Annotated in this window: 1 pseudogene; it reads left to right on the top strand. The window is 57.7% G+C overall.

The features are described from left to right. Window positions 1-61 precede the first annotated feature (61 nt). Window positions 62-418, top strand: a pseudogene (locus EOA27_RS40110) (hypothetical protein); the annotation flags it as partial.

Below are 418 nucleotides of genomic sequence, written 5' to 3' on the forward strand. Positions count from 1 at the left end.
CAAGAACGTTAACGGCAACAAAACGACGCAAACTCTCCAGCCAGGAACTTACTGTAGTGGTATGAACCTCGGCGGCGACGTCACGTTCGCGCCGGGCGTCTATGTCCTCCAAGGCAATATGAAGATCAACGCGGGTGCAGTGATCTCGGGCAGTGGCGTCACCATCTATATGTCGGGCAGCAACACCGTCAGCATGAACGGGAACGCCACCGTGACGATGAGCGCGCCGACCTCCGGCACGTATTCCGGGGTACTGTTTTATGGCGACAGGACCGGCACCACTACGCAAAGTACCTTCAACGGCACCGCCACCTCCTCGCTTACGGGGGCGATTTATTTTCCCAAGCAGCAGGTCAACTATCTAGGCAATTTCTCCGGCAAGAACGGCTGCACGCAGGTGGTGGCCGACACCATCCAG

The organism is Mesorhizobium sp. M2A.F.Ca.ET.037.01.1.1 (genome assembly GCF_003998075.1).
In the GTDB taxonomy this organism is placed as follows: domain Bacteria; phylum Pseudomonadota; class Alphaproteobacteria; order Rhizobiales; family Rhizobiaceae; genus Mesorhizobium.